Here is a 23,397-nt window from a genome sequence, read left to right on the forward strand (position 1 = left end):
TGACTATCTACCAATTTGCTACACAGGTGATTTATGAGAACACAACCTAAAGAAACCCCGATCAACATCCGGGCGAAAGCCTTCCAGCGGGAGCTTATTGACCATGCAGCAAACCTGCTCTCAAAGACCCGAACTGATTTCATCTTGGATGCTGCCTGCCGCGCAGCCGAAGATGCCATACTCGATCAGCGCCACTTTTTCGTTAACGACGAAAAATACCATATGTTCATGCAGATGCTGGAGCAACCGCTTTCTGATAATGAAGGTTTTAAAAAACTGATGGGATATAAAGCACCGTGGGAATAAGCACACCTGAAATATTAACGGCTGAACATAATATAAATGATTTTTATTGCCAGCATGAAACATTAAACGAATGGCTTTCACGCCGGGCTTTAAAAAATAATAAGCTCGGCGCGAGCCGCACATTTGTTATTTGCAAGGAAGGCACAAAAGACGTTATCGGTTATTATTGTCTAAGCGCCGGTTCAATTAATCATATTGAATCTACACCATCGCTTAAACGCAATATGCCAGATCCTATCCCTGTAGTGCTTCTTGGCCGTCTGGCTGTCGATGTGGAATATCAGGGGAAGAAGCTCGGGGCATTGCTTCTCCAAGATGCTTGGAAGCGTGTCGCCAGCACAGCAGAACAGGTGGGCATTTCAGCTATAATCGTCCACGCACTTGATGAGAGCGCTCGAACGTTCTATACGCGTCTTGGCTTCGTCCAGTCACCGTTGGAGCCATACACGCTGATGCTTCCATTAGGCAAACAGAAGTGAAAGAATTTTTACTAAACCCTTTTTTTCCCTTTGGTATTATTGTCGGAATAATATTTTATCCCAAGACAAGAACCACTATTCCTTAAGTATTCACCAAATCCACCGCTTCACGAGTCAGGCGACCGATTTCCTGCCAGTTTTGGCTGCCCACCAGCGCTTGACTAACCATCCATGAACCACCACACGCCACAATACGCGGTACAGCAAGATAATCGCGAATATTATTTGGTCCGATTCCCCCAGTCGGCATAATTTGCAATTCAGTATAAGGTGCCAATATCGCTTTAATCATTGGCAAACCGCCGGAAGGTTCTGCCGGGAAGAATTTCAATAGTTTTAGCCCCAATTCCATTGCACCTTCAATCGCACTTGGATTATTCACACCCGGAATAATAGGAATATTCAATTGCTGACAGGCTTTGACCGTATTTGGATTAAAACCCGGCGAAACCATAAAATCAGCGCCAGCCTGTTTTGCAGCAACCACCTGATCACGGTTCAGAACAGTACCTGCACCAATCAGCATATTCGGCTGAGCTGCTCTCAACAAACGAATAGCTTCCGCCGCTGCCGTAGAACGGAAAGTAATTTCGGCTACCGGCAAGCCGTTGTCAGCCAATGCTTTACCCAACGGAATAATATCTTCCGCTCGGTCAACAGCAATCACGGGTACAATTTTTAACTGGCGTAACTGTTCAATCATCTGTTTCATCAATTTTCTCTCCGCTGTTAAAAGAAACTGTCAGTCACTGCTTGAGTTGCACTGATTGGAATAATCGCCCCTTTATGCTGAATAACGGTACCAGCCAGACAATGCCCCATAATTGCCGCTTGTTGTATCGGACAATCCGTCAGAAATCCTGCCAGAAACCCAGCATTAAAGGCGTCTCCCGCCGCCGTGGTATCGGCCACGTTAACAACCGGCACCGTTGGGATCAGCTCAATCGGAGTATCCTGTACCAAATGCTGATAATAGCAACCGGCAGCCCCCGCTTTAATCACGGCTTCTTTAACTCCTGCTTGTTTAAGACGAATCATGGTTTCTGTAACCGATTTATCGCCCCACAGCTTACATTCATCGTCATCTGTCACCAGTGCCAATGAGGTAAAGGCGAGTAATTTCTGATAACAAACTTGGGTTTCCTCCACACTTTGCCATAATGCCGAACGATAATTACTGTCGAAAATGATGGTTTTTCCTTGAGCAGCCAGCTCAGCCAGCAAGTTTAGTAGCTTTTCACGATCATCAACAGGCAAGATAGCCAAACTGATACCACTGAGATAAATGGCATCCATCTGCTGTAATGCTTGCATAACCGAAGAGAAATCAGGATGGCGCACCATATAACGGGCAGCGGAATTATTACGCCAGTACAGAAAGGTGCGCTCTCCCTGTCCATCAAGTTGAATCAAATACAGTCCCGGTTGGCGAACCGGATCACGCAAAATCAGATGGGTGCGAATACCCTCGTCTTGCCAACGTGTGATCATCCCTTCACTGAGCGAATCCAAGCCCAACGCAGTCACAAAATGAACAGCAATCTTCTGTCGGCTTGCACGTGCTAAATAAACCGCACTGTTCAAGACATCACCACCGAAAGTCTGATGCATGGTCGAAAAAGGGGCACCATTAAGTTCGATCATACATTCACCAAGGAGTGCAATCTGCTTCATAGATTTTCTCCCGGCAAAGCAAAATAACGGCGAGCGTTATTAAAACAAATATCCTCAACTATCTGCCCTAACATGGCTTTGTGGTTAGGAATTTCGCCCTTTTCTGCCCATTGCCCTAACACATTACACAGAATGCGGCGAAAATATTCATGCCGCGTGTATGAAAGAAAGCTACGAGAATCGGTCAACATACCAACAAATTGACTCAGCAACCCAAGTTGGGAAAGTTGTTCAAGCTGACGCAACATGCCATCTTTCTGATCATTGAACCACCAGCCCGAACCAAACTGCACTTTACCGGCGATACCGCCACCTTGAAAGTTACTGGCCATCGTAGCAATCACTTCGTTATCTCGTGGATTCAGACAGTAAAGAATCGTTTTCGGCAACTCATCCGTCACATCCATACTATCCAGCAAGCGAGATAGCGGCCAAGCAATATTGTTATCACCAATGGAATCAAAGCCGCTATCCGCGCCAAGTAAGCGGAACATCCGGCTATTATTGTTGCGAATAGCGCCGATATGCATTTGCATCACCCAACCACGGGCGGCATATTGCCGGCCAAGCCATACCAGAATCGCCGTGGTGTACTGTGCAATTTCAAGCTCAGAGAGAATGCCCCCTGCCAGCCGTTTTTGCAGGATGCCATTTAATACCGTTTCATCAGGAATAGGAGCATAGCGCAAATTTTCTATGCCGTGATCAGCAGCCCGGCAGCCATGAGCAGCAAAATGCTCAAGCCGACGCTCCAACGCGTTCAACACATCAGCAAAAGCAACAATCGATACATCAGCCACGGCTTCAAGCTGTTTGATATAGTCAATGAAACCCGCCAGCTCGATTTTAAATACCCGATCAGGACGCCAGCTTGGTAATACTTCGATATCGAAACTCTCATCTGTCGCGATTTGGCGGTGATATTGCAAAGAATCTACCGGATCATCCGTGGTTCCAACCATACGTACATTCATTTGCTGCATGATGCCACGCGCTGAAAACGCCGGGGTTGCCAGCTTTTCGTTGCATTGATGCCAAATTTCATCCGCGGTTTGCGGCCCAAACAATATCCCGCTAATACCAAATGGACGACGTAATTCTAGATGTGTCCAGTGATAAAGTGGATTTCCTAAGGTCAACGGTACTGTTTCTGCCCATGCCTGATATTTTTCATAATCACGGGTTTGCTTGCCGGTAATCAGTGATTCATCAATACCCGCACAGCGCATAGCCCGCCATTTGTAGTGATCCCCTTCCAACCAAATCTGACCAAGGTTATCAAACCGGCGATTTTCAGCAATTTCACGCGGATTAAGATGACAGTGATAATCATAAATCGGCATATCTGCGGCATGTTCATGATATAGCTGACGGGCAGTTTCATTGTTCAGAAGAAAATCGTCACACATAAAATTTTTCATATCATTTTCCTGTCAGCTAAATCGAGTGCCGCCACAGCATGACGAGCGCCGCAATCCAATAATAATTGATAAGCTGCGGTAACCGCCCGGACAAAATGCGGATTAGCTAACACTGGGTTACCAAAAATCGCCAACAACGCGGGTACTACATCAACAGATAACCCATATTGCTGGTAAATGGATTTAAACTGCTCAACCAGCGGATCACGCACATCAATCAATTTGCCTTGTTCATCTTTTCCACTGACATAACGCATCCACCCGGCGATACCCAAGGCTAAATGGCGGTAATCGCTGCCGTTTGCCAGATGATAAATGACAGAATCAAACATACGTTGTGGCAGCTTCTGGCTGCCATCCATTGCTATCTGCCCGGTTTGATGCTTAAGGTTGGGGTTACTAAAACGTTCAATCAACAGATGAGCATATTGAAAAAGATCGGTTCCTACCGGCATCGTCAAAGTTGGCGCTTGTTCTTCCAACATCAGATCCAAAGCGGCTTGCCGGTAATCGGGGTTCGCCATTGCGTCAGCAATATGCGCATATCCCGCTAAATAGCCCAGGTAGGCTAAAAATGAGTGGCTACCGTTTAGCATCCGTAATTTCATGGTTTCAAAAGGCATCACATCTTTAACGAATTGGGCTCCTGCCACATCCCAGTTTGGGCGGCCATTGGCAAAGTTATCCTCAATCACCCACTGACGGAAAGGTTCACAGGTGATTGCACTGGGATCGTATACACCTAGCTGTCCGGCTATCTCCGCCACCGATTCTGGCGTAGCCGCAGGAACAATACGGTCAACCATTGTGCATGGAAAAGTCACATTCAGTTCAATCCATTGCGCCAGCTTTTCATCACGTAAGCGGGCAAAACCCACCACCGCTTCACGGGCAATGTTGCCATTCTCTCTGATATTATCGCAGGACATCACCGTCAATGGCGGCAAGTCACGTTCATAACGCAGACGAAGCGCCTCGACAATATAACCAATGGCCGATGTTGGTTCGGTTGGGTTAGCTAAGTCCCGTTGAATTAATGCATTATTCACATCCAGCTTGCCGCTGGCTGCATCGATGCAATACCCTTTTTCAGTAATCGTCAGAGAAATAACCGCCACTTGCGGCTGCGCTATCGTTTCCAGAATACCTTGCTGACCCACAAACTCAGGGTGTAAAGCATCAACCATAGAGCCGATAATTTTCAACTCAGTTTGTTCTGTCCCCTTCTCCGCAATGGTGCACAAGCAATCTTGCTGTTTAAGTTGCTGAATCAACCGATGACCGGAGAACAAACTGACTTCACAAATTCCCCAATCACTGCCCGTTTTTTCCAACATATGATGAGTAAAAACCGCCTGATGGGCACGGTGAAAAGCGCCACATCCCAGATGGACAACACGGGCAACCAACTTCTGACGATCATAAGAAGGCAGAGAAATAGCGGGGTTAATTTTGCTGTTGGCTATATTACGGATCATAGAACAATTCCTGTTTAATGACGCGGATTACTTAAATACTGAGTAATTCAGTAACATCTGAGGCAACCACAAGCTCAGTTGCGGTATGAAGGTCACCAACATCAACGCGATAACCAAAGCGCAATACATGGGAACTAACGGTTTCAATACCTTATTAATGCTGACCTCACCGATAGAACAACCCACAAACAGCGCACTCCCTACCGGCGGTGTACAAATACCAATAGCTAGGTTGAAGGTCATAATGATGCCGAAATGTACCGGATCAACGCCCATATTCTGCGCTACTGGCAGGAAAATCGGCGTAAAAATCAGAATCGCCGGTGTCATATCCATAAAGGTTCCGACCAACAACAGAACCAGATTAATGACCAGCAGAATAACCAGAGGGTTTTCAGAAAACGCCATGAGTGCATCAGCGATCAAATAGGGCAGATCCGCATTCGCCATTGCCCAAGACATGCCCATTGATGCACCAATCAGCAACAAAACAATGGAAGTGGTCACCGCAGAATCCAGAATGATTTTGGGTAATTTAGTGATACTGACTTCACGATAAATCAATACTGCCAATATAAAGCTGTACAACACAGCAATCGCCGAGGCTTCTGTGGCGGTAAAAATACCGGCAATGATCCCTCCCATAATAACCACAACCAGCATCAGAGAAGGCAATGCACGAACTAATGTGGTGAAAAATTCGTTCCATGTCGGCTTGGGTGATACCGGATAACCACGGCGCTTGGCAATGATTGCCGCCACAATCATCAAAGATGCCCCCATCAAAATACCGGGAATATAACCCGCCAAAAACAGTGCGGCAATTGATGTGCCACCAGAAACCAGTGAGTAAACAATCAAAGTATTACTTGGCGGGATCAACAAACCGGCAGGACAGGAAGCAATGTTTACAGCAGCGGAGTATTCCGGCTCATAACCCTCTTTTTTCTGCATTGGTGCCATCGTTCCGCCGACCGCCGCAGCCGATGCCACTGCTGAGCCCGAAATCGCACCGAAAAACATATTCGCTATAATATTGACGTGCACCAGAGAACCGGGCAAACGGCCGCCCATGACTTTCGCCAGATTAATTAGACGGGCAGCGATTCCCCCTTGATTCATAATATTTCCCGCCAGAATAAAGAACGGGATAGCGAGCAAAGAGAAGTTATCAACACCGACTGCCATACGTTGAGCAACCACGGTAATCGCCGCTTCCATTGGTAAAGTCATCATAATTGCCAGTAATGATGACAAACCAATCGCAAAGGATACCGGTACACCCAGTGCCAGCAACACGGCAAAACTACCGAACAACGCTAAAACCACTTGCCAATCCATAAGCCCATCCCCTTCTGCCTGGTGACTTTATTGATTTTCAGAAATAACCGCGTCTTTACCTGAAAAATTCCGAATAAGAGCAACAATGTCTACTAGCACATAGCAGATCATCAGAACACCGCTAATTGGCAGACATAAATAGACATATCCCATCTGTAATCCCAGCGCGGGCGTGATCTGCCCGGTTTCAAGGGTTGAGATCACCAGTACCGATCCGCCATACACCAGCACGATCGAAGCAAACAGCATGATCGCGGCCTGGATCACCAAACCCACACTATTTTTGCCTATTCCCTTAAGTTTCATCGTTAACAGGTCGATAGCTAAATGGCGATGTTGACCTGTGGTATATGCCGCGCCAATCATGGCGACCCACATAAACAGATAACGAGCGAGTTCATCCGTTACCGTACTTGGCGTACCAAACACATAGCGGGAAACCACCTGCCATGTGACACAAAACACCAAAAAAACGGAAAGGCTGACGGTAAAAAATGCCAAACCTTTATTGAGGCAATACACAAGGTTTTTCACGGGGCTTTGTCCTTATTGGCCTCAACATGTGCCCGATTTGATCGACCAAATAGGGCAAACTGTCTGACCAAAATCAGTAAAGGAAGCTTTACGTTGCTTGGATTATAAGATCCAGGTCAAAAAAACATCCAGTGAGCGGGATCACAAACTGACTGGTCCACCCGTTGGCCCGATTATTTTGTGATATTGGTCAACCAAATCACTTTTACTTTTTGACGAAATCCGAAGTGATGCTTATGGTTTGACCGTCAGTTCAGTTGTGCCCGTAACCTATTTACAACAATTGGAGAACGAACAATGAGCAATTCTAAGCGAATTTTATCTACTGTAATCGGTGCGATATTTGCCTTAAGCGCGTCACAAGTTATGGCAGTAACAACATTAAAACTCAGCCATAACCATAACCGCGATCATGCAGTGCACAAGGCAATGACTCAGTTTGCAGATGAAGTTCGCCAAAAAACGAATGGTGATGTTCGTATTCGGATCTATCCAGACGCACAATTGGGTAACCAGCGGGAATCGATGGAACTGATGCAAAATGGTGCATTGGATTTAGTCAAATCCAATGCCGCAGAACTGGAAGCTTTTTCGCCCACTTATTCTGCTTTTAACTTACCTTATCTGTTTCGCGATAAAGCCCATTACGAAAAAATTAAAAACGGCGAGATTGGTAAAGAGATTCTGACATCCAGCAAAAACCGTGGCTTTATTGGTATAACCTACTATGAAGCGGGCGCACGTAGCTTCTACGCCAAAAAGCCTATCCGCACACCTGAGGACCTAAAAGGCATGAAAATTCGGGTTCAGCCAAGCCCAACAGCCATCTCAATGGTGAAAAATTTAGGCGGTAACCCAACTCCACTGGCTTACGGTGAACTGTATACTGCTCTACAACAGGGTGTGGTCGATGCTGCCGAAAATAATATTCCCTCTTTTAGCCTGAGCCGTCACAGTGAAGTTGCCAGATACTTCTCGCTGGATAACCATACTATGGTGCCAGATGTCCTTGTTATTTCTACTAAATCGCTAAATAAACTGTCATCAGAACAACAAAAAATTCTTATAAACGCGGCCATTAACTCTTCTCAATATATGACGAAATTATGGGAAAAATCAGAGGAGAAAGAGCGCCAGAATGCAGAGAAAATTGGCGTTAAGTTCGTCGATGTGGATCAAAAATCGTTTGAAGAGGCGGTCAAACCGATGTATGACGACATTAAGAAAAGCGACCCAATGCTTTACCGTATGGTAGAGCGCATCCGCGCAGTCAGATAAATCATTGGCGAAGGCCAAATGGCCTTCGCCCTTGAGCGGCATTTTTGGTTGACCAATTTCTATTTTTGACTATTATCCATACAATACCATCGATAATCACGACAACAATAGTGACACCATGAAGCATTTACTTGAGCCAAAACGTCCTTACCAAGAAGTTGGCATTTCATTAAGAGAGATGATTGCCAACCAGCAATATCGTATCGGGGATCGCTTACCACCGGAGCGAGAACTTGCTGAATTACTACAGGTTTCCAGAACCGTTGTGCGTGAAGCATTAATTATGCTCGAACTAGAAAGCCTTATTGAAGTGCGCAAAGGTTCCGGGATCTATATTATTAACCGCCCTCACCTGCCGACTTCCTCTTCATGCTCAGTTAACGCAGCGGGACCTTTTGAGTTATTACAAGCTCGCCAATTGCTGGAAAGTAATATTGCCGAATTTGCCGCCATGCAAGTGACACCAAATAACATTGCGAATATGCGTCGAGCCTTGCAAAAGGAATCCGAAGATTTGGCCTCCGGTGAAGATGAATCCGGTGACAGAGAATTCCATCTGGCGATTGCGGAAGCAACCCATAACAGCATGTTAGTTGAACTGCTTAAACAATCTTGGGCATGGCGGGAAAATAATCCCATGTGGCAGAAACTGCACACTCGAATTACCGATAAAGATTATCGTAAAGAATGGCTGCATGACCATCAGATCATTTTATCCGCCATGATCAAGAAAGATCCGGCGGCGGCCAAACAAGCGATGTGGCAACATCTGGAGAATGTAAAATTACGTTTACTGGAATTGTCTGATATTGACGATCCCTATTTCGACGGCTATCTCTTTAACTCATATCCCTGTAAATAAGTTTTTATTCTGGCGTTTGTATATAAGGTAAATAACAATGGAACAAACTTGGCGTTGGTTCGGCCCAAATGATCCTGTTTCTTTAGATGATATCCGTCAGGCTGGTGCAACCGGCATCGTTACCGCATTACACCATATTCCTAACGGACATATTTGGAACAAAGACGAAATCTTGGCCCGTAAAACCCTCATCGAAAATAAGGGGCTTATCTGGTCAGTTGTTGAAAGTGTGCCTGTCCATGAAGAGATTAAAACCCGGACCGGTCACTATTCTCAATGGATTAATAACTACAAAACTTCACTGAAAAATTTGGCGGAATGTGGCATTGATACCGTCTGCTATAATTTTATGCCCGTGCTGGACTGGACACGCACCGATCTGGAATATTCACTCCCTGATGGTTCTAAGGCCCTGCGTTTTGACCAAATTGCCTTCGCCGCATTTGAAATCTATATCCTCAAACGACCAAATGCAGAAGCTGATTACACCGTTGAAGAGCAAGCTCAGGCAAAAGTCTATTACGACAACATGTCTGCGGCTGATATTAAGAAACTCACCACTAATATTATTGCCGGTCTGCCAGGGGCCGAAGAGGGCTATACGTTAGCAGAATTTCAGGCGCAACTAGATCGCTACAAAGATATTACCCGCGATAAACTGCGTGAACATTTGGCTTATTTCCTGCACCAGATTGTTCCTGTATGTGAAGAATATGGTTTACGTCTGGCAATTCACCCGGATGATCCGCCGCGTCCTATTCTGGGCTTACCGCGTATTATTTCCACCATTGAAGATATTGAATGGCTGACCACCATTGAACCAAGCCCGGCTAACGGTATTACAATGTGTACTGGCTCCTATGGTGTTCGTAGTGATAATGATTTGGTTGAGATAATTAAATACTATGGCAACCGAATCTATTTCACTCACCTGCGCTCCACCCAACGGGAAGAAAACAGCAAAACTTTCCATGAAGCCACTCATCTGGCAGGTGATGTGGATATGTATAATGTAGTGATGGAAATCCTGCGTGAAGAATATCGCCGTAAGAAGGTTGGAGATAACCGTTTGATACCTATGCGCCCTGATCACGGCCATCAAATAATTGATGACCTGAAAAAACAGACTAATCCCGGTTATTCCTGTATTGGTCGATTAAAAGGTTTGGCAGAAATTCGCGGTCTGGAATTAGGTTTAAGGCGAGCGTTTTTTGAAAATAAATAATGAATTTACGTTATTCACTATATTTACTAGTAACCCTAAAAAGGGTTACTTTATTTAGATGAAGCCATGTTAAAGCGATTGACTACAACTTTATACCCGTCATCTTTCAAGTTGCCTCTTTGTTGGCTGAACTCGCTCACCCCAGTCACATAGTTTGCTATGCTCCCGGGGATTCTCTCCCTTGCCGTCGCGAAGCATCTTGAAATCCATAGGGTATATGTACAGGCTCATTTTAAACTAAAATTTTAATTTATTATTTTAGTTGATTTATTAATATATAAATTTGGGATGAAAACAAAAAATTCTTATCGACCCTTCTATTTTTCAATAAATAAGAATAGGTTATGCCAATTTATTTTCAGTCTCACCTGTCGTATAGTCCTTAGGTTTATTTTCACCAGATGTCTGCGGGTTACGATAGGTTCTCAATCCACCTTTCTTCCAATCTGGCCATTGTTCAACTATTTTACTCGCTTCACTTAAATAAGCTAAAAACTCCTCTCTCTTAGTCATTTTTTTAACTCCTTTATTAAGTTATCTACGTTAGCTGCTGATTCGGTTTCTTTTTCTATATAAGATAATGATAGCATCTTCATTCTCAGCCTTCCATCCTTTCTACGCCACTTAATAACTTTGCCACCCTTATTTTTTCTTTTTATTTTATATCCTATCCCCAGATTTGTTGAAAACAAATTAAAGAAACAGCGAGGCCCAACACCCACAAATGGTTCAAAAATCACTTTATTATCATAAGACTCTTCAGGTGTTGAAATAGAATCAGGATGAAAATCAAAAGCTTTACTTTTAGGATAAGGCTCAATATAGACAACTCGCCGTATACCGCTAGCAACGATATGTTTTGCACAGTTATGACAAGGAAATGTAGTACAGTATAATATCCCATTATGAGTACTAATGTTACTTCTTGCACACGCCAAGATTGCTTCCATTTCAGCATGTACAACCCTGCCATATTCGGTAATATCCTTTATCTTGCTATTTAGGAGACATCCTCTAAACTTTTCTTTTTGTTCCTCTTCAATATCTTCAAGTATATCTTCAATAATTAATCTTTTCTCTTTAGCGTTTGAATCTTCACCTACTTTATAATCTCTACCATTTTCAGCATCTTCAATTGAATCTCCTACATAATCAGGCCAATATAATCCTCCGCCAAATCGTGGCACATCATTAGCTCCAGTTGAGATTATATTCTTATCTTTGGTTAATACCGCACCAACCTGACGGGAAAGATCTGCTGATCGCAGAGAAGCAGAAAAAGCCATGAACATAGCGTATTCATCAAAGGTTGGCGTGACATATGGGTTACCAAAAATCAGATCTAATATTCTCCATATATTATTGTCGGTCCTATTTTTATTTCCATCATAATTTATAAAGAAATCTGATAACTCATAAGTATCTCGATTACGCTGCCCCCACTTATTCCCTTCATTGGAATCACGATTAATCAATTCTCTGGCTTTTACTTCATCAATACATTTATCAACGATAAGATTTCTTAATCTCTGAGATTCACTCGTATATACACCTATCAAGAAAAAACCATTTACATAAATCTCCCTTAGAGCATTGACTTCATCCGGGTGTTTGAGAGAATTTATAATATATGCCCTCCTAATAGATGGTATTGATGAGAAATGCTTCTTCTCCCTTCTTTTATTTATTTCTGCCACCGCAGCCAATGCTAATATAGAACTATCCTGACTAGACTCTCTTAAATAATTACCCTCCGACATTAAACAACTTATCCTTTCATAATTATCCCTTGTTGAGGGAATATCTCTTAATACCGAAATGATTTCAGAAGATATTCTTATCTCCTGTACATCATACCTGAACGCATTAAGTTTCTTTGTTATAGAATCTCTAATTATTTCCAGATCCGTTCCTACAGCACCAACTAACGCAATAACGACCTCAGAATCAAAATCACAAGGCATCATCTGATCACCCTCAAATAGATATGTTTTATTTATATACCCGTTATCTTTCAAGTTGCCTCTTTGTTGGCTACACTCTCTCACACCGGTCACATCGTTATCTATGCTCCCGGGGATTCGCTCACTTGCCGCCGCGATGCATCTCGAAATCCATAGGGTATGTTAATCATGTTAAGTATTTCTACCTATTATCGTTTTACTCTATTTAAAATAGCCGTTAATTACATTTGTAAAAAACGGACAATAACATTCAAAAAAATATAATTCCGTAGCTAAATATAGACTTTTTATTTACTATACCCTGTACATTCTTATTTAAACTCTTCCTCTAATACCAGATTAGGAAATATGAATTAACATCACATAATTTACCCTTTTTCATAAATTCACCTCCCTTCTATTATAATAAGGACTAAATTGTATCTCTAATTAGAGGAAAGGTGTATCCTTGACGTATCCAGGACGATGAGAATATAAACCAAAAACAATCCATGAAGCAATTAAAATATCAAAATCATGTCGAACAGGCAGAACATTATCATAATAGTTCTGCCTGAAAATAAATAGATTAGATAGAAAATATCTTTATGATCTCAATCTAATTTTCTTATCCTTCCAGAAAAAACGGTTCTTAATTCATATTTACAACCCTATCAATTAAACTAAACGGGTATGAATTCTATCTTCCAACAACGTGCATCATTGACATAAAGACGAGGCTCCTTCGTATCAGGGTTAAATTCAAAATCAATAATAAATTCAATGCTGGGTAAGAAATAACTATTCTCGTAAACCCACCTTAACGCCTCTTTTTTCCCTGGCAAGATAACCGCATCAATATAAAGTTCATCACCGGATACTTCAATATTTAGCATTGATTCTGTTTCGTGATTATAATAGCGACCTGATAATCGCTGAATATCAATATCACCTTTATCAGTCATCTTTTTCAAATAAAAAACATTGTCATTTTCATCAATCTGTTCCAGTGCGATAACACAGTTATTTTCAATGATCGGTCTGAACCGGATATCTCCCCCCTTCTCTTGGAATGTTCCATCGGCGTTAAAGATAATCGGATTACCTTTCTCGAATAAATTACCTAATAAATAGCAATCTTCCTTGGTAATAATATAAGGATAGGGATCAGCCCCCTTGAACATACCGGTAATATCAATATCACTGGTTCGGCAATGCTCTGGCTCAGCCATGTCAGTGTTAAATAATACATTAAGACATTGATTAGTAAACTCAACACTATTAATACCTGTTGCAGCAGTAATCACAACACCTAATTTAGCATCAGGTAAAACACAAACCTCAGCTTTAAAACCATCATAGGCACCATCGTGCCGTATTATCTTTTGACCTTCACGTTGGCTGATCATCAAACCGTAAGCATAATTGTTACGATTGCCATTGGCTAAATTTGGCATACGAGATAAATGAGGCAACATATCCCGAACAATCGATGGTGAATAAAATGCTTTCATCCAGCGGCATAAATCACTCACTGTAGAACGAAGCCCCGCACTACCTATAGTTGAATCGTTGTGATCCGATCTTATCCATTGATTTGAATCTGCGTTATAGACATAACCTATCGCCCGGTCAGAGATAACCTCAGTAACATCATCATAGAAAGAGGTATTATTCATCTTTAATGGAATAAAAATATTTTCTTTCGCATATTCTCTTAACGATTTACCCGAAACCACTTTGATGATTTCTGCCAATAAATTATAGCCCATATTGGTATAACTAAAATATTCCCCAGGCGTGAAATTAAGCTTTTGTTGCCGTTGAATCAGTTTTCTTAATAAATCTATACTGCGGTGGTCAAAATCTGAGTTTTTACCCGCCAAACCATAAGGGGCATATTTATCCCGTAACCCACTGGTATGATGAATAAGATGCTCAATGGTAATATCAGAGAAATGTGCCGGGAAATAATCCACATATTTTCCAACTTTATCCTTGACATTGATCTTTCCTTCTTTTTCCAACAAAGCAATACAAAAAGCGGTGAATTGTTTTGAAACACTCGCCATATAGAACTTCGTATTGGGGGTTATGGCAACTGCATGTTCAATGCTAGCTTGCCCGATATAGCGCTTATAAATAGTTTCATTTCCGTGGGTAACAGCAACCGCGAGGGCGCCGCCATTTTTCTTATTTTCAATATCAATTAAATTGTCTATTTTATTAACAAGAGACTTAATGTTATCTCTAGATATCGTCAATTCCATCATGAATTTCCTTATTTAAGGTTATAAGACAGAACATAAATATAATAGTTCTGTCTGGAACAAAGTGTATCTAATCTGGTTTATCACTTTATAAATTAAACTGCGACAAATTCTACCCTCCAGCAACCCCCATCATTAATATAGAGATGCGGTTTATTTGTATCAGAATTCAATTCAAAATCGATAACAAATTCAGTGCCCGGGGAGAAATAGCTATTACCGTAAACCCGCCGTAAAACTCCTTTGTTCTCAGGGTAAGTAACCCCATCAATATAAATTCCATCTCCAGAAGCGGAAATAGTCATCGTTGCTTCTATTTCATGACTATAATAATTCCCTGACAATCGCTGAATATCAATACCACCACTATCAGTCATCTTTTTAAAATAAAAAACATTGCCATCTTCATCAGTCTGTTCCAGTGAGACAACATTATCATTTTCAATGATAGGTTTGAATCGGGTTTTACTTCCTTGCTGTTGGAATGAACCGTCAGGGTTAAAAGTAATCGGGTCGCCTTTTCCGAATAAACTTCCCAATAAATAACAATCCTCCTTGGTAATAATATAAGGATAAGGCTCTGCCCCTCGGAAAATACCGGTGATATCAATATCACTAGTTAGACAATGTGGTTTTTCCGGTTCAACTATATTCGAGTTAAACAACACATCAAGACACTGTTCAATCCATTGAATGACATTAATATTTGTTGCAGAGGTAATAGCGATACCTAATTTAGCATCAGGTAAAATACAAACATCAGATTTGAAACCAGCATAAGAACCATCATGTTGTATTATTTTTTGCCCTTCTCGTTGGCTGATAATCAAGCCGTAAGCATAATTATTGTGATTGCCATTAGTTAAATCTGGTGTACGAGATAATTGAGGCAACAGCTCCTGAACAATCGATGGTGAATAAAATGCTCTGATCCAACGACACAAATCATTCACTGTAGAATAAAGCCCTGTGCCACCTACCACAGAACCATTGAGATCATATCTTGCCCACCGGTTCGGTTCCTTGCTATAAGTGTAACCCATCGCCCGATCAAAAATAATCTCTGTGACATCATCATAGAAAGTAGTATCTTTCATCTTTAGCGGAGCGAAAATATTTTCTTCTGTATATTCCCTCAATGATTTACCTGAAACCACACTGACTATTTCCGCCAGCAAATAATAGCCAGTGTTGCTATAAGCATAATATTCGCTAGGTGTAAAATTAAGTGTTCGTTGCCGCTGCGTCAGTTTTCTTATCAAATCAATATCATGGTAATCAAAACGCGAGTTTTTACCTGCCAGACGATAAAGTAAAGATTCATCCCGTAATCCACTGGTATGATGAATAAGATGTTCAATAGTAATATCAGAGAATTCTACCGGGAAATAATCCAGATATTGCCCGACTTTATCCTTGACGCTAAGCTTTCCTTCTTTCTCTAATAAGGCTATGCAAAAAGCGGTGAATTGTTTTGAAACACTCGCTAAATAGAATTTAGTATTAGGTTTTGCAGTCACAGCATGTTCAATATTAGCCTTTCCGATATGGCGCTGATAAATCGTTTTATTACCGTGGGTCACAGCAATAGCAAGAGCGCCACCCTTTTTCTTATTTTCAATATCAACCAATTCATCTATTTTCTTGAGAAACAATTTAACTTTATCTGTAGATATAGTAGATTCCATCATGAACTTCCTTATTTTAAGGTTATAAAACAGAACATATATATGACCTAATAGCAATATCATATACGAGTAATTACTGTAAAACGTAAATAGCAAATCATCCAAGTGATAATCATCATCATTTAATGTATGGAAGGCAATATAAAGTCACTACCGGAGCTAATGTTGATAAAAAACAGACAGAACATAAATATAATAGTTCTGCCTGGAGAAAAATGCATCTAATAGAAAATATCTTTAACCCCTCAATAGCATTAATTCCATCCGGCTATAACAATGCCATTATTCATTCTGATTTATCACTTTATAAATTAAACTACAACGAATTCTATCTTCCAACAACGTGAATTACTGATATAGAGATGAGGTTTATTAGTTTCAGTATCTAATTCAAAATCGATAATCAGTTCAGTGCTGGGAGAAAAATAACTATTCCCATAAATCCGCCGTAAGGCTTCCTTTTTACCAATATAAACAACCCCATCAATATAAATCCCATCGCCAGAAGCGGAAACCGTGATCGTTGCTTCTGTTTCATGACTATAATAACGCCCTGACAATCGCTGAATATCGACACTACCGTCATCAACTCTCTTTTTAAGATAAAAAACATTGCCATTTTCATCAATCTGTTCTAATGCAATGACACTGCCATTTTCAATGATGGGTCTGAACCGGATTTTACCGCCTTTCTCTTGGAATGTACCATCAGCGTTAAAAATAATCGGGTTACCTTTTTCAAATAAATTACCTAATAAATAAGTCTCTTCCTTGGTAATAATATAAGGATAAGGCTCCACCCCCCGGAAAATACCGGTAATATCGATATCACTGGTTAAGCAATGCGGTTCTTCTGGCTTAATATCGGTGTCAAATAAGATATCAATATACTGCTCCACCCATGTAGAAACATCAACACCTGTTGCAGCGGTAATCGCGATACCGAATTTAGCATCCGGTAAAATACAAACATGAGATTTAAAACCCGTATAAGAACCACCATGTTGTATTATCTTTTGCCCTTCGCGTTGGCTGATAATAAAACCGTAAGCATAATTATTACGATTACCATTGGTTAAATTCAGGGTACGGGATAATTGAGGCAACAGATCCTGAACAATGGATGGTGAATAAAATGCTCTGATCCAACGACACAAATCATTTACCGTAGAATGAAGCCCTGAACCACCGACCACCGTATCGTTAAGATCATCTCTTATCCACTGATGAGAGTTCTTGTTATAAGTGTAGCCCATTGCCCGATCAGGAATAATCTCGGTTATGTCATCATAGAAAAAGGTGTCTTTCATCTTTAATGGGGCAAAAACATTTTCTTCTGCATATTCTTTTAATGATTTACCAGAAACCACTCTAACTATTTCCGCCAGCAAATTATAGCCCGTATTGCTATAGAGATGATATTCCCCCGGCGTAAAGTTAAGCGCTTGTTGCCGTTGAGTCAGTTTTCTGACTAAATCAATATGGCGGTGGTCAAAGTCCGAATTTTTACCTGCCAACTCATAAAGTAAAAACTCATCCCGTAATCCACTGGTATGGTGAATAAGATGCTCAATAGTAATATCAGAAAATTCCGTGGGGAAATAATCCAAATATTGTCCAACTTTATCCTTGACGCAAAGCTTTCCTGCTTTTTCCAGCAAAGCAATACAAAAAGCCGCGAATTGTTTTGAAACACTCGCCAAATAGAATTTAGTATTAGGCTTTACAGCAACAGCATGTTCAATGCTAACTTTTCCGATATGACGCTGATAAATGATTTTATTGCCGTGGGTAACAGCAACAGCGAGAGCGCCCCCCTTTTTTTTATTCTCAATATTAACCAATTCATCTATTTTCTTGAGAAATAATTTAATATTATCTGTGGCTATAGTAGATTCCATCATGAACTTCCTTATTTAAGGTTATCAAACAAAATATATATATACGGCCTGATAGCAATACATATGCGGGCAGTACTGTAAGACGTAAACATGAAATATCCAAGTGATAATGATTATCATTTAATGTGTGAATGGCAATATAAAGTAACTATGGGAGCGGATGTTTACAAAAAACAGACAGAACATAAATATAATAGTTCTGCCTGGAACAAAGTGCATCTAATAATAGAAAGTATTTTTAATCCCTCAATAGCATTAATGCTATCCTGCTAGTGAAACTCTATTCTAAATTTATATTTATACCTGCCATCTTTCAAGTTGCCTCTTTGTTGGCTGCACTCACTCACCCCGGTCACATAGTTATCTATGCTCCCGGGGATTCGTTCTCTTGCCGTCGCGATCCATCTTGAAATCCATAGGGTATATTAACTAGCCAATTAAACTGCAACAAATTCCACATTCAAGCAACGTGAATTACCAATATAAATACGATATTTATTTGTTTCAGGATCAAACTCAAAATCAATAACAGATTCAGTACTGGATGAGAAATAACTATTGCCATAAATATGTCGCATAGCCTCTTTTTTTACAGGATGGATAATCCCATCAATATAAAGATCATCACCAGATGATATAATATTAATTATTGCCTCTGTTTCGTGACTATAATAGCGCCCTGACAATAACTTAATATCGACACTACTTTCATTGTTCATCTTTTTCAAATAAAAAACATTACCATTTTCATCAATATACTCCAGTGCAATAACACTGTCATTTTCAATAACGGGTCTGAACTGAATTTTACTTCCTTTCTCTTGGAATGTACCGTCAGAGTTAAAAATAATCGGATTACCTTTTTTAAATAAATCACCTAAAAAATAAATATCTTCTTTGGTAATAATATAAGGATAAGGCTCTATCCCCCGGAAAATACCGGTGATATCAATATCACTGGTTAGGCAATATGGTTTTTCCGGTTCAATATGGATGTTAAACAAGATATCCATATAATTATCCGTCCATTGATCAACATCAGCATCAGTTGCAGAAGTCATCGCCATACCTAATTTAGCATCCGGTAAAATACAAATATTCGCTCGGAAGCCAGCAAAGGTACCATTATGTTGTATTATCCTTTGCCCTTCACGTTGTTCGATAATCAAACCGTAAGCATAATTGTTACGATTGCCATTGGTTAAATCTGGTGTACGGGATAATTGAGGCAGTAGCTCCTGAACAATCGATGGCGAATAAAACGCTCTAGCCCAACGACATAAATCATTCACGGTGGAGTGAACCGCTGCACTACCCATCACAGAATTGTTGATATCGCTTCTTATCCACTGTTGCGCATTCTCATTATAAGTGTAACCCATCGCCCGATTAGAGATAATCTCGGTTATATCATCACAGATAACGGTATCTTTCATCTTTAATGGAACGAAAATATTTTCTTCTGCATAGTCTCTTAACGACTTACCTGAAACCACATTGATAATTTCCCCCAATAAATAATAGCCCGTATTGCTATAAATATAATATTCTCCAGCAGGGGCGTTAAATGTCTGTTGTCGTTGAACCAGTTTTTCCATCAAATCAGCATTGCAGTAGTCAAAACTTGAGTTTTTACCTACCAAACTATAAAGTAAAAATATATCCCGTAATCCGCTGGTGTGATGAATAAGATGCTCAATAGTAATATCAGCGAAATGTTCGGGTAAATAATCCAAATATTGTCTGATTTTATCCTTAACGTTGAGCTTTCCTTCTTTCTCCAGCAAAGCTATGCAAAAAGCCGTGAATTGTTTTGAAGTACTCGCCAAATAGAATTTAGTATTAGGCTGTATAGCAACAGCATGTTCAATGCTAGCTTGCCCGATATGACGCTGATAAATTATCTTATCATCGTGGATAATAGCGACTGCGAGAGCTCCACCTTTTTTTTCATTTTCAATATTAACCAGCTCATCTATTTTATTGATAAACAACTGAATATTATCTTTAGATATCATCGATTCCATCATGAATTTCCCTATTTAAGGTTACAAAACAGAACATATATATATACAACTTGATAGCAGTACATATATGGGCAGTACTGTAAGACGTAAACAAGAAATATCCAAGTAATAATGACTATCATTTAATGTGTGAATGACAATATAAAGTAACTGCGGATGAAAATTAAAATTATCTAAATTTTATAAACATTATTTTCTTTCAGAAATCATTTTGGATCTAATATTTACAAAAACAGGCAGAACGTAAATATAACCGCTCTGCCTAGAATGAAGTGTATCTAATAGAAAAGATCTCCATACTCTCACAATAGCATCAATCCTATCTTGCTAGCAAAATACTATTCTAAATTTGTATTTACTAACCTGTCCATTAAACTGCAATGAATTCCAAATTCAAGCAACGAGAATTACTGATATAGAGAAGACATGTATTTTTATCTGGATCAAATTCAAAATTAATAATAAGATTAGTTACTGGAGATAAGTAACTATCCCCATAAATATGCCGCAAAACCTCTTTTTTTACAGGATAGACAATCCCATAAATATAAATACCTTCACCATACGGTATAATATTAACTATCGCCTCTGTTTCATTACTATAATAGCGCCCTGACAATAACTGAATATCAATAATTCCTTCATTGTTCATTTTTTTAAAATAAAAAACATTGCCATTTTCATTAATCTGTTCCAGTGCAATAACATTGTTATTTTCAATGATAGGTCTGAACCGGGTTTTACCTTCTTTCGCTTGGAATGTACCGTCAGAGTTAAAAGTAATCGGATTTCCTCTTTTTTATTCTCAATATCAACTAATTCATCTATTTTCTTGAGAAATAATTTAATATTATCTGTGGATATTGTCAGTTTCATCATTAATCTCCTCATATTTATAAAAAACAGACAGAACATAAATATAATAGTTCTGTCTGGAACAAGGTTCATCTAATATAAAATATCTTTAGGCCCTCAATAACATTCATTCTATCCTGCTAACGAAACGCTGATCTAAATTTCCACGTACTAACCTGTGAATTAAACTGCAACAAATTCCACATTCAAGCAACGTGCATTGCCGATATAAAGACGAGATTTATTGGTATCAGGATCAAATTCAAAATCAATAACAAACTCAGCACTGGGTGAGAAATAACTATTGCCATAAATATGTCGCAAAGCCTCTTTTTTTACAGGATGGATAATCCCATCGATATAAAGATCATCACCAGATGATATAATATTAATTATCGCCTCTGTTTCGTGACTATAATAGCGCCCTGACAATAACTGAATATCGACACTATCTTCATTGTTCATCTTTTTCAAATAAAAAACATTACCATTTTCATCAATATGCTCCAGTGCGATAACACAGTTATTTTCAATGACGGGCCTGAACTTAATTTTACCTCCTTGCTCCTGGAATGTACCGTCAGAGTTAAAAATAATTGGGTTACCTTTTGTAAATAAATTACCTAAAAAATAAACATCTTCTTTGGTAATAATATAAGGATAAGGCTCTATTCCTCGGAAAATACCGGTGATATCAACATCACTGGTTAGGCAATGTGGTTTTTCCGGTTCAAGATGGGTGTTAAACAAGATATCCATATACTTATCCGTCCATTTACCAACATCAACATCGCTTGCAGCCGTCATCGCTATACCTAATTTAGCATCCGGTAGAATACAAATATTCGCTCGAAAGCCGGCATAGGTACCACTGTGTTGTATTATCCTTTGCTCTTCACGTTGGTCGATAATAAAACCATAAGCATAATTGTTGCGATTGCCATTGGTTAAATCTGGTGTACGGGATAATTGAGGCAGTAGATCCTGAACAATTGATGGCGAATAAAACGCCCTAGCCCAACGACATAAATCATTCACGGTGGAGTGAACCGCTGCACTACCGATCACAGAATTGTTAATATCACTTCTTATCCACTGTTGCGAATTTTGATTATAAGTGTAACCCATCGCCCGATTAGAGATAATCTCGGTTATATCATCACAGATAATGGTATCTTTCATCTCTAATGGAGCGAAAATATTTTCTTCTGCATATTTCTTCCACGACTTACCTGAAACTATGCTGACAATTTCCCCTAGCAAATAATAGCCCGTGTTGCTATAAATATAATACTCCCCAATAGGAGCGTTAAATGTCTGTTGTCGTTGGATCAATTTTCTCACTAAATCAGCATGACAGTAGTCAAAACTTGAGTTTTTACCTGCCAAATTATAAAGTAAAAATATATCCCGTAACCCACTAGTGTGATGAATAAGATGCTCAATGGTAATATCAGAGAAATGCGCAGGTAAATAATCAAAATATTGTTTGACTTTATCTTTGACGTTAAGCTTTCCTTCTTTCTCCAGCAAGGCTATGCAAAAAGCCGTGAATTGTTTTGAGGCACTCGCTAAATAGAATTTAGTATTAGGCTGTATAGCAACAGCATGTTCAATACTAGCTTGTCCGATATGACGCTGATAAATTATCTTATCATCGTGGATAATAGCAACTGCGAGAGCTCCCCCTTTTTTTTCATTTTCAATATTAACCAGTTCATCTATTTTCTTGATAAATAACTGAATATTATCTTTAGATATCATCGATTCCATCATTAATTTCCTAATAATTTAATGTTATACAAATAGGGCACATATGCAATCTGGTAATACGATATATGCGGGCAGTACTGTAAGACGGAAATAACCAACATCCAAGTAATAACGATTATCATTTAATATATATACCCTATGGATTTCAAGATGCATCGCGACGGCAAGGGAGTGAATCCCCGGGAGCATAGGTAACTATGTGACCGGGGTGAGCGAGTGCAGCCAACAAAGAGGTAACTTGAAAGATAACGGGTATAAAGAGAAACAGAAAGTAACTGCCGTTACTCATCGGAATAGGTGAATTCGTGCTAGTGCTGATTTCGACATTCATAAAAAAGCAAT

Annotated in this window: 19 protein-coding genes; 5 read left to right on the forward strand and 14 right to left on the reverse strand. The window is 40.0% G+C overall.

All coding sequences use genetic code 11. The features are described 5' to 3' along the window. Nucleotides 1-33: 33 nt before the first annotated feature. Complete coding sequence (locus AACQ38_RS01980; protein ID WP_011144582.1) at nucleotides 34-306, forward strand: type II toxin-antitoxin system TacA family antitoxin; 273 nt, start codon at nucleotides 34-36, stop codon at nucleotides 304-306. After that, the gene (locus tag AACQ38_RS01985; protein WP_011144581.1) at nucleotides 297-785 is read left to right on the forward strand and encodes a GNAT family N-acetyltransferase; all 489 of its coding nucleotides are present in this window, start codon (nucleotides 297-299) and stop codon (nucleotides 783-785) included. Before AACQ38_RS01980 ends, AACQ38_RS01985 begins: the two co-directional genes overlap by 10 nt. A gap of 82 nt (nucleotides 786-867) precedes the next feature. On the opposite strand, the gene AACQ38_RS01990 is transcribed toward AACQ38_RS01985, so the two are convergent. Genes AACQ38_RS01990 through AACQ38_RS02015 form a run of 6 tightly spaced genes read right to left on the reverse strand, consistent with a single transcriptional unit; the run spans nucleotide 868 to nucleotide 7,233 of the window. Then, nucleotides 868-1,497 carry a bifunctional 4-hydroxy-2-oxoglutarate aldolase/2-dehydro-3-deoxy-phosphogluconate aldolase gene (locus tag AACQ38_RS01990; RefSeq protein WP_041379857.1) on the reverse strand — a complete coding sequence of 210 codons (630 nt, stop codon included), beginning with the start codon at nucleotides 1,495-1,497 and terminating at the stop codon, nucleotides 868-870. A 17-nt stretch (nucleotides 1,498-1,514) separates the two neighbouring features. Continuing rightward, nucleotides 1,515-2,459, reverse strand: coding sequence for a sugar kinase (locus AACQ38_RS01995; protein ID WP_011144579.1), 945 nt, complete (start codon nucleotides 2,457-2,459; stop codon nucleotides 1,515-1,517). After that, entirely contained in the window at nucleotides 2,456-3,880 is a 1,425-nt protein-coding gene (gene uxaC, locus AACQ38_RS02000; RefSeq protein WP_165577287.1) for a glucuronate isomerase, read from the reverse strand. Before uxaC ends, AACQ38_RS01995 begins: the two co-directional genes overlap by 4 nt. After that, a complete protein-coding gene (locus AACQ38_RS02005; RefSeq protein ID WP_165577288.1) occupies nucleotides 3,877-5,358 on the reverse strand; it encodes a fructuronate reductase in 1,482 nt (493 codons plus the stop codon). Before AACQ38_RS02005 ends, uxaC begins: the two co-directional genes overlap by 4 nt. Before the next feature lie 27 nt (nucleotides 5,359-5,385). Beyond that, nucleotides 5,386-6,699 carry a TRAP transporter large permease gene (locus AACQ38_RS02010; protein WP_011144576.1) on the reverse strand — a complete coding sequence of 438 codons (1,314 nt, stop codon included), beginning with the start codon at nucleotides 6,697-6,699 and terminating at the stop codon, nucleotides 5,386-5,388. Between the two features lie 27 nt (nucleotides 6,700-6,726). Continuing rightward, on the reverse strand, nucleotides 6,727-7,233 hold the full coding sequence (locus AACQ38_RS02015) for a TRAP transporter small permease (RefSeq protein WP_113025956.1): 507 nt from the start codon (nucleotides 7,231-7,233) through the stop codon (nucleotides 6,727-6,729). 297 nt (nucleotides 7,234-7,530) lie between these two features. Here AACQ38_RS02015 and AACQ38_RS02020 point away from each other — a divergent pair, with 297 nt between their 5' ends. The 3 genes from AACQ38_RS02020 to uxuA all read left to right on the forward strand — a co-directional run bounded on the left by AACQ38_RS02020 (nucleotide 7,531) and on the right by uxuA (nucleotide 10,598). Then, on the forward strand, nucleotides 7,531-8,511 hold the full coding sequence (locus AACQ38_RS02020; protein ID WP_112872233.1) for a TRAP transporter substrate-binding protein: 981 nt from the start codon (nucleotides 7,531-7,533) through the stop codon (nucleotides 8,509-8,511). Nucleotides 8,512-8,629: 118 nt separating this feature from the next. Beyond that, nucleotides 8,630-9,373 (forward strand): FCD domain-containing protein, encoded by a 744-nt coding sequence (locus AACQ38_RS02025; RefSeq protein WP_011144573.1) that lies wholly within the window; start codon nucleotides 8,630-8,632, stop codon nucleotides 9,371-9,373. A 37-nt stretch (nucleotides 9,374-9,410) separates the two neighbouring features. Then, on the forward strand, nucleotides 9,411-10,598 hold the full coding sequence (uxuA, locus tag AACQ38_RS02030; RefSeq protein WP_165577289.1) for a mannonate dehydratase: 1,188 nt from the start codon (nucleotides 9,411-9,413) through the stop codon (nucleotides 10,596-10,598). A 342-nt stretch (nucleotides 10,599-10,940) separates the two neighbouring features. On the opposite strand, the gene AACQ38_RS02035 is transcribed toward uxuA, so the two are convergent. The 8 genes from AACQ38_RS02035 to AACQ38_RS02070 all read right to left on the reverse strand — a co-directional run bounded on the left by AACQ38_RS02035 (nucleotide 10,941) and on the right by AACQ38_RS02070 (nucleotide 23,058). Continuing rightward, nucleotides 10,941-11,111, reverse strand: a complete 171-nt coding sequence (locus AACQ38_RS02035; RefSeq protein WP_165577290.1) for a hypothetical protein — start codon at nucleotides 11,109-11,111, stop codon at nucleotides 10,941-10,943. Beyond that, complete coding sequence (locus AACQ38_RS02040; protein WP_240002221.1) at nucleotides 11,108-12,655, reverse strand: anti-phage dCTP deaminase; 1,548 nt, start codon at nucleotides 12,653-12,655, stop codon at nucleotides 11,108-11,110. The genes AACQ38_RS02035 and AACQ38_RS02040 overlap by 4 nt, the downstream gene beginning before the upstream one ends. A 569-nt stretch (nucleotides 12,656-13,224) precedes the next feature. Continuing rightward, a complete protein-coding gene (locus AACQ38_RS02045) occupies nucleotides 13,225-14,814 on the reverse strand; it encodes a serine hydrolase domain-containing protein (RefSeq protein ID WP_165577291.1) in 1,590 nt (529 codons plus the stop codon). Nucleotides 14,815-14,906: 92 nt separating this feature from the next. Then, entirely contained in the window at nucleotides 14,907-16,502 is a 1,596-nt protein-coding gene (locus tag AACQ38_RS02050; RefSeq protein WP_165577292.1) for a serine hydrolase domain-containing protein, read from the reverse strand. A gap of 308 nt (nucleotides 16,503-16,810) precedes the next feature. After that, a complete protein-coding gene (locus tag AACQ38_RS02055; protein WP_165577293.1) occupies nucleotides 16,811-18,403 on the reverse strand; it encodes a serine hydrolase domain-containing protein in 1,593 nt (530 codons plus the stop codon). A 434-nt stretch (nucleotides 18,404-18,837) separates the two neighbouring features. Continuing rightward, the gene (locus AACQ38_RS02060) at nucleotides 18,838-20,430 is read right to left on the reverse strand and encodes a serine hydrolase domain-containing protein (protein ID WP_165577294.1); all 1,593 of its coding nucleotides are present in this window, start codon (nucleotides 20,428-20,430) and stop codon (nucleotides 18,838-18,840) included. 645 nt (nucleotides 20,431-21,075) lie between these two features. After that, complete coding sequence (locus AACQ38_RS02065; RefSeq protein WP_207631763.1) at nucleotides 21,076-21,303, reverse strand: hypothetical protein; 228 nt, start codon at nucleotides 21,301-21,303, stop codon at nucleotides 21,076-21,078. A 162-nt stretch (nucleotides 21,304-21,465) separates the two neighbouring features. Continuing rightward, the gene (locus AACQ38_RS02070; protein WP_165577297.1) at nucleotides 21,466-23,058 is read right to left on the reverse strand and encodes a serine hydrolase domain-containing protein; all 1,593 of its coding nucleotides are present in this window, start codon (nucleotides 23,056-23,058) and stop codon (nucleotides 21,466-21,468) included. Nucleotides 23,059-23,397 lie beyond the last annotated feature (339 nt).

Origin of the sequence: Photorhabdus sp. RW14-46 (assembly GCF_963887965.1) — a bacterium.
GTDB lineage: Bacteria > Pseudomonadota > Gammaproteobacteria > Enterobacterales > Enterobacteriaceae > Photorhabdus > Photorhabdus laumondii.

Excerpts from the sequence above, each read along its gene's own strand:
- AACQ38_RS02005 (WP_165577288.1), bottom strand. The coding sequence starts at position 5,358 with ATGATCCGTAATATAGCCAACAGCAAAATTAACCCCGCTATTTCTCTG.
- AACQ38_RS02010 (WP_011144576.1), bottom strand. The coding sequence starts at position 6,699 with ATGGATTGGCAAGTGGTTTTAGCGTTGTTCGGTAGTTTTGCCGTGTTG.
- AACQ38_RS02025 (WP_011144573.1), top strand. The coding sequence starts at position 8,630 with ATGAAGCATTTACTTGAGCCAAAACGTCCTTACCAAGAAGTTGGCATT.
- AACQ38_RS02065 (WP_207631763.1), bottom strand. The coding sequence starts at position 21,303 with ATGAAACTGACAATATCCACAGATAATATTAAATTATTTCTCAAGAAA.
- AACQ38_RS02055 (WP_165577293.1), bottom strand. The coding sequence starts at position 18,403 with ATGATGGAATCTACTATAGCCACAGATAATATTAAATTATTTCTCAAG.
- AACQ38_RS02060 (WP_165577294.1), bottom strand. The coding sequence starts at position 20,430 with ATGATGGAATCGATGATATCTAAAGATAATATTCAGTTGTTTATCAAT.
- AACQ38_RS01990 (WP_041379857.1), bottom strand. The coding sequence starts at position 1,497 with ATGAAACAGATGATTGAACAGTTACGCCAGTTAAAAATTGTACCCGTG.
- AACQ38_RS02050 (WP_165577292.1), bottom strand. The coding sequence starts at position 16,502 with ATGATGGAATCTACTATATCTACAGATAAAGTTAAATTGTTTCTCAAG.
- AACQ38_RS01995 (WP_011144579.1), bottom strand. The coding sequence starts at position 2,459 with ATGAAGCAGATTGCACTCCTTGGTGAATGTATGATCGAACTTAATGGT.
- AACQ38_RS02035 (WP_165577290.1), bottom strand. The coding sequence starts at position 11,111 with ATGACTAAGAGAGAGGAGTTTTTAGCTTATTTAAGTGAAGCGAGTAAA.
- AACQ38_RS01980 (WP_011144582.1), top strand. The coding sequence starts at position 34 with ATGAGAACACAACCTAAAGAAACCCCGATCAACATCCGGGCGAAAGCC.
- AACQ38_RS02020 (WP_112872233.1), top strand. The coding sequence starts at position 7,531 with ATGAGCAATTCTAAGCGAATTTTATCTACTGTAATCGGTGCGATATTT.
- AACQ38_RS02045 (WP_165577291.1), bottom strand. The coding sequence starts at position 14,814 with ATGATGGAATTGACGATATCTAGAGATAACATTAAGTCTCTTGTTAAT.
- uxaC (WP_165577287.1), bottom strand. The coding sequence starts at position 3,880 with ATGAAAAATTTTATGTGTGACGATTTTCTTCTGAACAATGAAACTGCC.
- AACQ38_RS02070 (WP_165577297.1), bottom strand. The coding sequence starts at position 23,058 with ATGATGGAATCGATGATATCTAAAGATAATATTCAGTTATTTATCAAG.
- uxuA (WP_165577289.1), top strand. The coding sequence starts at position 9,411 with ATGGAACAAACTTGGCGTTGGTTCGGCCCAAATGATCCTGTTTCTTTA.